The 9,060-nt window shown below is 72.4% G+C and carries 7 protein-coding genes; 6 read left to right on the top strand and 1 reads right to left on the bottom strand.

The window, feature by feature from the left end:
* The first annotated feature begins 151 nt into the window (after positions 1–151).
* The 5 genes from NBZ85_RS03610 to NBZ85_RS03590 are packed head-to-tail and all read left to right on the top strand — an operon-like array spanning position 152 to position 7,436.
* Complete coding sequence (locus NBZ85_RS03610; RefSeq protein ID WP_261561514.1) at positions 152–1,648, top strand: FtsW/RodA/SpoVE family cell cycle protein; 1,497 nt, start codon at positions 152–154, stop codon at positions 1,646–1,648.
* Positions 1,645–3,090 carry a peptidoglycan D,D-transpeptidase FtsI family protein gene (locus NBZ85_RS03605; RefSeq protein ID WP_261559647.1) on the top strand — a complete coding sequence of 482 codons (1,446 nt, stop codon included), beginning with the start codon at positions 1,645–1,647 and terminating at the stop codon, positions 3,088–3,090. Before NBZ85_RS03610 ends, NBZ85_RS03605 begins: the two co-directional genes overlap by 4 nt.
* Complete coding sequence (locus NBZ85_RS03600) at positions 3,087–4,673, top strand: serine/threonine-protein kinase (RefSeq protein ID WP_261559645.1); 1,587 nt, start codon at positions 3,087–3,089, stop codon at positions 4,671–4,673. Before NBZ85_RS03605 ends, NBZ85_RS03600 begins: the two co-directional genes overlap by 4 nt.
* Positions 4,670–6,757 (top strand): Stk1 family PASTA domain-containing Ser/Thr kinase, encoded by a 2,088-nt coding sequence (pknB, locus tag NBZ85_RS03595; protein ID WP_308205159.1) that lies wholly within the window; start codon positions 4,670–4,672, stop codon positions 6,755–6,757. Before NBZ85_RS03600 ends, pknB begins: the two co-directional genes overlap by 4 nt.
* Positions 6,758–6,785: 28 nt before the next feature.
* Positions 6,786–7,436, top strand: coding sequence for an aminodeoxychorismate/anthranilate synthase component II (locus NBZ85_RS03590; RefSeq protein ID WP_261554823.1), 651 nt, complete (start codon positions 6,786–6,788; stop codon positions 7,434–7,436).
* Between the two features lie 28 nt (positions 7,437–7,464).
* Here NBZ85_RS03590 and NBZ85_RS03585 read toward each other — a convergent pair whose 3' ends face one another.
* On the bottom strand, positions 7,465–8,322 hold the full coding sequence (locus tag NBZ85_RS03585) for a DUF881 domain-containing protein (RefSeq protein ID WP_261561513.1): 858 nt from the start codon (positions 8,320–8,322) through the stop codon (positions 7,465–7,467).
* Between the two features lie 355 nt (positions 8,323–8,677).
* On the opposite strand from NBZ85_RS03585, the gene NBZ85_RS03580 reads away from it, so the two are divergent.
* On the top strand, positions 8,678–8,938 hold the full coding sequence (locus NBZ85_RS03580) for a cell division protein CrgA (RefSeq protein ID WP_261554825.1): 261 nt from the start codon (positions 8,678–8,680) through the stop codon (positions 8,936–8,938).
* Positions 8,939–9,060: the final 122 nt, after the last annotated feature.

The raw sequence follows: 9,060 nt of genomic DNA, 5'->3' as shown, positions 1-9,060 counted from the left end.
TCCCCGACCAGCCGTCTCAAATCCCCGTCGCTGGAGCCCACCGCCGGCCTGGTGCCAGCGATGTGCCAGGCGGCGAGCCCCGCAGGCATCGCCGCCCCAGGCTGCCCGAGCACGCCCGTTCCCACCCCGTCACCGTGACCTCAGGCCAGCGATGACCCGCCCGCCGATCCCCCTTCCTCCGCTGCGCAGGCCGAGGTCGGCGGACCTCACCGCGACGTTCGCCGGCCTACCACTGCCGCAGGGCACGAACCTGCCGCCGTACCGTCGGCGCGAGCTCGTCCTGCTGGTCTTCGCCGGGGTGCTGGCGACCAGCGCGCTGGCCGCGCTGACGTTCGCGGACATCGGTGAGCTCTCGCTCGGCATCTTCTCGATCGGCCTGGGCTTCTTCTGCCTGTGGGCGCTGGCGCACCTCGCGGTCCGCCGGTTCGCACCCGCCGCCGACCCGGTGCTGTTGCCGGTCGTCGTCGCCCTCAACGGGCTCGGCCTGGTCATGATCTATCGGCTCGACCTGGCCAAGAGTGAGGCGGCCAAGCAGGCAGGCAGGCACATCCCCCCCGGCGCGGCTCAGGTGCAGCTCGTCTGGACCCTGCTGGCGGTCGTCGTCTTCGTCCTGGTACTGGCGCTGGTACGCGACCACCGCAAGCTTGCCCGCTACGCCTACACGGCCGGGCTGGTCGGCATCGTCGGCCTGATGCTGCCGATCGTCCCGGGCATCGGCACCTCCATCAACGGCGCCCGGCTCTGGCTGCGCGTCGGGCCGTTCTCGTTCCAGCCCAGCGAGGTCTCGAAGATCATTATTTTGGTCTTCTTCGCCGGCTACCTGGAGAGCAAGCGGGACGTGCTGTCCCTGGCGTCGCGGTCCGTGCTCGGGGTGAAACTGCCGCGCGCCCGTGACCTCGGCCCGGTACTGGTGGCGTGGCTGGCGAGCCTCGGCATCCTGGTCGTGCAGAACGACCTCGGCTCCTCGCTGCTGTTCTTCGGCATGTTCATGGTCGTGCTCTACGTCGCCACCGAGCGGGCGTCGTGGTTCCTGGTCGGGTTCGTGTTGTTCATGCTCGGCGCCGTCCTCGCGGGGACCCTGTTCACCCACGTCCAGATCCGCGTCGACGGCTGGCTGCACGCCTTTGACGGGGACAACCCGTCGAGCACCTCCTACCAGCTCGTGCAGGGCCTGTACGGCTTCGCGGCCGGTGGGATAACCGGCACCGGCCTCGGCGAGGGCCATCCGCAGAAGGTGCCGTTCGCCAACACCGACTTCGTCATGGCCAGCCTCGGCGAGGAGCTGGGCCTGACCGGGGTGATGGCCATCCTGACGATGTACGCGCTGATCGTGCTGCGAGGCATGCGCGCCGCTCTCGGGGCGAAGGACACCTTCGGCAAGCTGCTGGCGACCGGGCTGTCGTTCACCCTGGCGCTGCAGGTGTTCGTGCAGGTCGGCGGGGTGATGCGACTCATCCCACTGACCGGGCTGACGCTGCCGTTCGTCTCCTACGGTGGGTCGTCCATCGTGGCCAACGCCGCGATCATCGCGTTGCTGTTGCGGGTCAGCGACAGCTCGCGCCGCGCTCCCGAGCCGGCGTCGGACGCCCCGCTGTTCGATCCGGGCGCGGTCGCCGACAGCCCCACCCAGGTGGTGAAGACGACATGAACCGCCCGGTGCGCAAGGTCGCCATCGCCTGCCTGGTCCTGTTCGCCGCGCTGCTGGTGAACGCCAACTGGCTGCAGGTCGGCGAGGCCAGCGACCTCAAGACCCAGCCGACCAACGGCCGCCAGATCACCGAACGGCTCGAACGGGAACGCGGAGCGATCGTCGCGGGGGACGTGGAGATCGCCCGCTCGCTTCCGTCGAACGACCAGTACAAGTTCCTGCGCCAGTACCCGGCCGGCACGCTCTACGCCGACGTCACCGGCTACTACACGCTGTTCACCGCCGCCGGGCTGGAACGCTCCCAGGACGTGTTCCTCTCCGGTGACGACGACCGCCTCCTGGCCAGCCGGGTGACCGGACTGTTCACCAACAAGCAGCGCCGCGGGGGCAGTGTGGTCACCACGATCCTGCCCGCGGTCCAGCAAGCCGCCGCGCAGGCGCTGGGCGACCGCAAGGGCGCCGTGGTGGCGCTGGACCCGTCCACCGGCGCCGTCCTGGCGATGGTGACCAGCCCGTCCTACGACCCGAGCCCGCTGGCCAGCCACACCGAGAAGACGGCGACCAGCGCCTACGGGGTGCTCTCCCGCGACCCCGCCCAGCCGCTGCTGAACCGGGCGACCCAGCAGACCTACCCGCCAGGGTCGACGTTCAAGCTCATCACCGCCGCCGCGGCGCTGTCGCAGGGCCGCCAGCCCGACGACCGGGTGCCGGCGCCCGACCAGCTCGACCTGCCGCTGAGCACGGTGCGGCTGCCGAACTTCGACGGCGAGCGGTGCGGCGACGGCGAGACCGACACCCTCATCCACGCCTTGACCATCTCCTGTAACACGGCGTTCGCGAAGCTCGGCATCGATCTCGGCGCCGAGACGCTGCGCAAGCAGGCCGAGGCGTTCGGCCTGAACGCGACCTTCCCCGACTTCCCCTTGCAGCAGGCCCGCAGCGTTTTCCCGGCCAAGCTCGACGGCGCGCAGACGGCGCAGTCGGCGATCGGCCAGTACAACGTCCGGGTCACCCCCCTACAGATGGCGGAGGTGGTCGCGGCGATCGCCAACGGCGGCACCGAGATGAAGCCCTACCTCGTCTCCGAGCTGCGCGGCCCGGACAAGAAGACGATCAGCCGGACCAACCCCAAGGAACTCGGCAAGCCGGTGAGCGGCGACGTCGCCGCCGAACTCACGACCATGATGGAGAGCGTGGTGACGTCGGGAACGGGCCGCAAGGCACGCATCGACGGCGTCTCCGTCGCCGGGAAGACCGGAACCGCGGAGCACGGCACGGGCGAGCCGCCGCACGCCTGGTTCGTCGGGTTCGCCCCGTCGGACGCGCCGAAGGTGGCGGTCGCCGTCCTCGTCGAGGACGGCGGGGGTGAGGTCGGCACCGGTGGTGCCATCGCCGCCCCCGTCGCGAAACAGGTCATGCAGGCCGCATTGGACACACCATGAACAACTCGCCGGGCAACCCCACCTCACCGTCGCAGCCGTTCGCGGGCGCCGCCTCGCCGAACACCGTCCTGGACAACCGCTACCGGCTCGACGGCCGGATCGCCGCGGGCGGCATGGGCGAGGTCTGGCGGGGCCTCGACCAGACCCTCGGCCGCCCCGTCGCGGTAAAGCTGCTACGCCCGGAGTACGCCAGCGACGAGTCGTTCCTGGTGCGCTTCCGCGGCGAGGCCCGCCACGCCGCCCGGCTGTCGCATCCCGGGGTCGCCTCGGTCTACGACTACGGCGAGGTTGCCACCGCGGACGACTACCCCACCGCCTACCTGGTGATGGAGCTGGTGGAGGGCGAGCCGCTGTCGGCCGCCCTGCACCGGGAGAAGCGGCTGTCGCCCGAGCGGATGCTGGACATCCTCGGCCAGGCCGCCGACGCGCTGCAGGCCGCCCACGCCCTCGGCGTGGTCCACCGCGACGTCAAGCCCGGCAACCTGCTGCTGCGCCCGGACGGCGCGGTCAAGGTCACCGACTTCGGCATCGCCCGCGCGGTGGACGCCGCCCCCCTGACCGCCACCGGCATCATGATGGGCACGGCCTACTACGTCTCCCCCGAGCAGGCGTCGGGACGGCCGGTGACGCCGGCCAGCGACGTCTACTCGCTCGGTGTGGTCGCCTACGAGTGCCTCGCCGGCCACCGGCCCTTCGACGACCGCAACCCGATCGTCGTGGTGATGGCCCACCAGCAGGACACCCCGCGCCCGCTGCCGGCCGACATCCCTTACCAGGTGCGGGCGCTGGTCGAGTCGGCCATGGCCAAGGACCCGGCACGCCGGCCGAGTTCCGCGGGCGCGTTCGCCCGCTCCGCCGCGGGCATCCGGCGCAGCCTGTGGAGCCCCGACGCCGGTCGGTGGTCGGGCCCGGGCGGCGCGCCGGACATGACCGCGCGCCACCCCGGCCCGAGCACCAGCCTGCCAGCCGTCGGCCCCGGTAGCCGCCCACACCGGCCCACCTCCCGTAACCGGCCGCCCTCCTGGGTCACTCCCCCGCCGCCGACCACGGGGCGGACCAGCGGGCCGGGCCGGTCCGGCGCCGGGTCGGACTACACCCAGGCGGTGCCCGGTGGTCCGGTCGGCCCCCCGCACGGCCCCACCGAGATGCCCGCGACGGCGATGCACAGCCCGTCGTTCGGCGCTGACACGGGCTACGGCGAGCCGCCCTACCGGAGGGAACCGGGCGGCTACGGCGACGAGACCGCCTACGGGGGTCAGGGCTACCGAGCGGGCGAGCGCGGCGACAACCGCGACCCGGGCGAGGCCTGGCAGGGCCGGGCGGCCCGGCGCCGCTCCGGCCCGGCGCCCCGGCGGGCGGTGCCGCTGCCGCTGCCGGTCCTGATCATCCTGCTGATCCTGACGGTCGCCATCACCGCCTTCGTGACCAACAAGCTTTTCTCCAGTAAGGGCTCCGAATCGAACTCGGCGGCCACACCACCAGCGGTGGTGTATTCGAACACACTCGGTGATGAAATTGTCATCGGCAACGCCGGGTCGGCGCTCTCCGACGCGGGAGGGGCGACGGCAGGGGAGTATTCGTGACCGACGCGACGGAGATGTACACGCCCGACGCGGCGCCGCAGCTCATCGGCGGCCGCTACGAGTTGGGCGCGGCCATCGGCTATGGCGGGATGGCCGAGGTCTTCGGCGGCCACGACATCCGCCTCGGGCGCGAGGTCGCGATCAAAACGCTGCGGTCGGACCTCGCCCGCGATCCCACCTTCCTCGCCCGGTTCCGGCGGGAGGCGCAGTCCTCGGCCGCCCTGAACCATCCGGCGATCGTCTCGGTGTACGACACCGGCGAGGACGAGATCAACGGGACGCACATCCCGTACATCGTCATGGAGTTCATCGAGGGCCGGACGCTGCGCGACGCGCTGCAGGCCGAGGGCCGGTTCACCGAGCGCCGCGCCATGGAGATCACCTCCGACGTCTGCGCCGCGCTGGACTACAGCCACCGGATGGGGATCATCCACCGGGACATCAAGCCGGCGAACGTGATGCTCAGCCCGGACGGCTCGGTCAAGGTGATGGACTTCGGCATCGCCCGCGCCACCACCGCCACCTCGTCGACGATGACGGCGACGGCGGCCGTGATCGGCACCGCCCAGTACCTGTCCCCCGAGCAGGCCCGCGGGGCCCGCGTCGACGCCCGCAGCGACGTCTACACCACCGGGGTGCTGCTCTACGAGCTGCTCACCGGCTCCCCGCCGTTCCGCGGGGACAACCCGGTGGCGGTCGCCTACCAGCACGTCCGGGAGGACCCGGACCCGCCGTCCGCCCGCGACCGCGACATCTCCCCCGAGGCCGACGCGATCGTGCTCAAGGCGATGGAGAAGGACCCGGACGACCGCTACCTCACCGCAGGTGAGATGCGCGACGATCTGGAGCGCGCCTTGGCGGGGCGCCGGGTGCACGCCATGATGGGAGGCGGTGGCGCCAGCGGTGCCGCCACCACCCTGGGCCCCCCCGCCACCGCCGGCACCGCGCTGCTCGGCCGGGGCGACCGGGCGGGCTACCCGACCCGGGACCGCTACCCCGACGACCGCTACGGCGACGAAGCGACGTCCTACCGGGGCGACGCCTACGACGACGGCCGGTTCGGCACCGGCCCGTTCGACCGCTACGACGTCACCGGCGCGATCGACCGTCGGGCGGTGCCCGACGAGCAGCGGTCCCAGACGTTGAAGTACATCCTCGCCGGCCTGAGCATCGTCATCGTGTTCGTCGCGGTGGTACTGCTCGCGACCACCTTCCTCGGCAACGGCGGCGGCCAGGCGGCCAAGTCGTTCACCATGCCCAAGGACCTCGTCGGCCAGTCCGAGCAGTACGCCCGGGCCCGGCTCCAGAGCGCCGGCTACACCGGGAAGCCAACGATTGTCTCGGTGAACGAGCCGGACATGGCCGGCCGGGTCACCAAGGTGGACCCGGACGGGGGCAAGGAGGTCGCCGCCGATGCGGTGGTCACCCTGTCGATCGGCAAGGCCGCCGGCGACATCGCGATCCCGGCCGACCTCGTCGGCAAGTCGCAGGCCACGGCCGAGGCCGAGCTGCGCGGACTCGGCCTCGTGCCGAACTCGATGCCCTACTACAACGCGACGAGCCAGAAGGTGGGCACGGTCGACAGCGCCGATCCTCAGGTGGGCTCCGCCGTCAAGCCCGGCAGCACCGTCACGCTGAACGTGGTCAGCTCCAACGTCAACGTGCCCGACGTGCGCAACCGCTCCTACGCGAACGCGGTCGCCGAGCTCAGCCGCTACGGCCTGCAGGCGACCCAGCAGTCGGTGGCGAACAACAACGTGGCGCCCGGCACCGTGGTCGACCAGACTCCGTCCCGCGGGAACGTCGCCCGCGGATCCACGGTGCAGCTCTCGGTCGCCGCGCAGATCCAGACCACTCCGCCGCCGAGCCCCACCCAGGCGCCGCCGACCGACCAGCCGCCGACCGACCAGCCGGAGACCCTCAGCCCGACCCCCGTGGTCACCCAGACCCAGCCGAACCCGTCCCCGACGAGCCTGTCCGCCCAGTCCGGCGCCCACGGCGGGGTGGCCAACCGCGGCCCCGGAATCGGCGCCGGCCAGGGTGCCGGAGCGCCACAGAACGGGACCGGGACCGGGCGAACCTGATGACCGAACGCGGAGAGGTGGCACGCTGATGCGGATCCTGGTCGTCGACAACTACGACTCGTTCGTCTTCAACCTCGTCCAGTACCTCGGCCAGCTCGACGCCGAGTGCGTGGTGCGGCGCAACGACGAGATCGCGCCGATGGAACTCGGCGACCTGGGCGTCGACGGGGTGCTGCTGTCCCCGGGGCCGGGCACCCCCGAGGCGGCCGGGGTGAGCATCCCGATGGTGCGCGAGTGCGCCCGGCGCGGCACCCCCCTGCTCGGGGTGTGCCTGGGGCACCAGGCGATCGGCGTCGCGTTCGGGGCGACGGTCGACCGGGCGCCGGAGCTGCTGCACGGCAAGACCTCCCAGGTCCATCACGACCGCGTCGGCGTCCTCGCGGACCTGCCGTCGCCGTTCATCGCGACCCGCTACCACTCGCTGGCCGTGGAGGAGTCCACCCTGCCCGCCGAGATCGAGGTGACCGGCCGAACCGACAGCGGCGTGGTGATGTCGCTGCGTCACCGCGAGCTTCCGCTCGAGGGCGTGCAGTTCCACCCCGAGTCGGTGCTGACCCAGGGCGGCCACCTGATCCTGGCCCGCTGGCTCGACCAGTGCGGCGACGGCGGCGCCGCGCGCCGGCTGGCACCCGAGCTGTCCGCCGAGGTCGAGACGCTGCGGGCGGCCGCCTTCGCCTGAGCCGGCGGCAGCACCCGACTCGGCCGGCTCAGTCCGCCCGGCCCGCCGGGTCGACGGCGTGGGTGAGGGGCAGCGGCCCGTCGTAGGCGGCCATCCTGACGTCTCCGACCTCGTCGATCCGGTAACCCAGCCGGTAGGCGGCGACGTACTGCTGGTAGATCGCGATCTGCGGGCTGGCCCGCAGGCCCGCACGCAGAGCAGCGGCGCCGCCGATCGCGGTGATCCGGAACGGCGGCGAGAAGACCTCCCCGTGCAGCAGCAGCGTGTTGCCCACGCACCGGACGGCCGTCAGGGCGGTGACCCGCCGACCCATAATCGTCATCGCCTCGGCGCCGCCGGCCCAGAGGGCGTTCACGACCGCCTGCACGTCCTGCTGGTGCACGACCAGATCGTCCGGCCCGGGTGCGAGGATCCCCGGCGGATACGGGCCGCGGCGGCTCTCCTGCGGCGCGTCGTCGAGCTGAACGGTCAGCGCCGGCCCGTGCACCGGCGCCAGCCCGGCGGCCCCCGCCAGGCCCTGGCCGACGCCCGGCACGGCAACCGGCCCGTCGGCCGCCGACCCGGCGCCGGCCGACCCGGTCCCGGCCGACCCGGTCCCGGCGGCTGCCGCGGGCCGGCGGGACTGCTCGGCCGCCGCGCCGCGCCGCGCCGCCACCCGCTTCGACTCGCTCTCCACGACCTCGGCGATGCCGCCGGGCCCCAGGGCAGCCGCGGAGCCGCGCAGGCCGTCCCGATCGGCGAACGGCCCGGCGTGGGCGGCGGCACCGACCAGCAGGCCGAGGCAGCACACCAGCCCGGTCGCCACCAGCCGCCGGGCCCGCCACCGACCCGCGCTGAACGCCCGGCACGCACGCACCATTCGACGCACGCCGAATGCCCATCCCACCGTGTTCGCCGACCTCTCCGACGCGCCGGCCGGGCAGCGCGTCCGCACGTCGGCGGATCGCCGGGCGGCGGCGTGCACACACGCGCCACCGCAGACCCGGCTGGGCGATCCGTCCGCCGCGTCGGAGGTATCGCCTCTCGCCGCAGGCTACGCGGCCGGCGACACCCGCGAGGCCACGTCGGTGCGATCGGGCGGACGTTGTCGCCGGGCGAGAATCCCGCACGCCGGCACGCAACCGGCGTGTCATGAGTCCCGCTGTTTAACCTGTTGCCCAGTGCGGGACCGCCACCCGCCGAACAGAGAGGGCGACGCCGGTCGCCGCTCGTCCATGTATGGCCAGCCGAGGAGTCCCGCAGTGCCCGAGTCACGACGCCGCAAGCCGAAGAAGCCGACGCCGAGCGTCAACGCCCATCAGACCCGCCGAAGCCGGCAGTCGTCCCCGCCCTGGTTCGGCGGGCTCATCCTGGCCTTCTTCCTCATCGGGATCGCCTACCTGCTCGTCTACTACTTCTCCAACGGTGGGGTGCTGGGGATGGAGGGACTGGGCGGCTGGAATATCCTTATCGGGTTCGGGTTCGTCGTTATCGGCTTGGCCGTGTCGACCCAGTGGCGCTAGCCGGGTACCAGTCGTTCCGTCGGTCGTTCCGGCCGGTACCCCGGGCACATCCGGCCGGACTTCCAGCGGTGTCATTTATCCACAACCGTTGTCCACAAGTGTGGATATCGGCCCCCGCGCGC

Source organism: Frankia tisae (genome assembly GCF_025403405.1).
GTDB classification, from domain to species: Bacteria; Actinomycetota; Actinomycetes; order Frankiales; family Frankiaceae; genus Frankia; species Frankia tisai.
The sequence above is the reverse complement of the archived record's forward strand: the minus strand, read 5'-3'. Positions and strand labels throughout refer to the sequence as shown.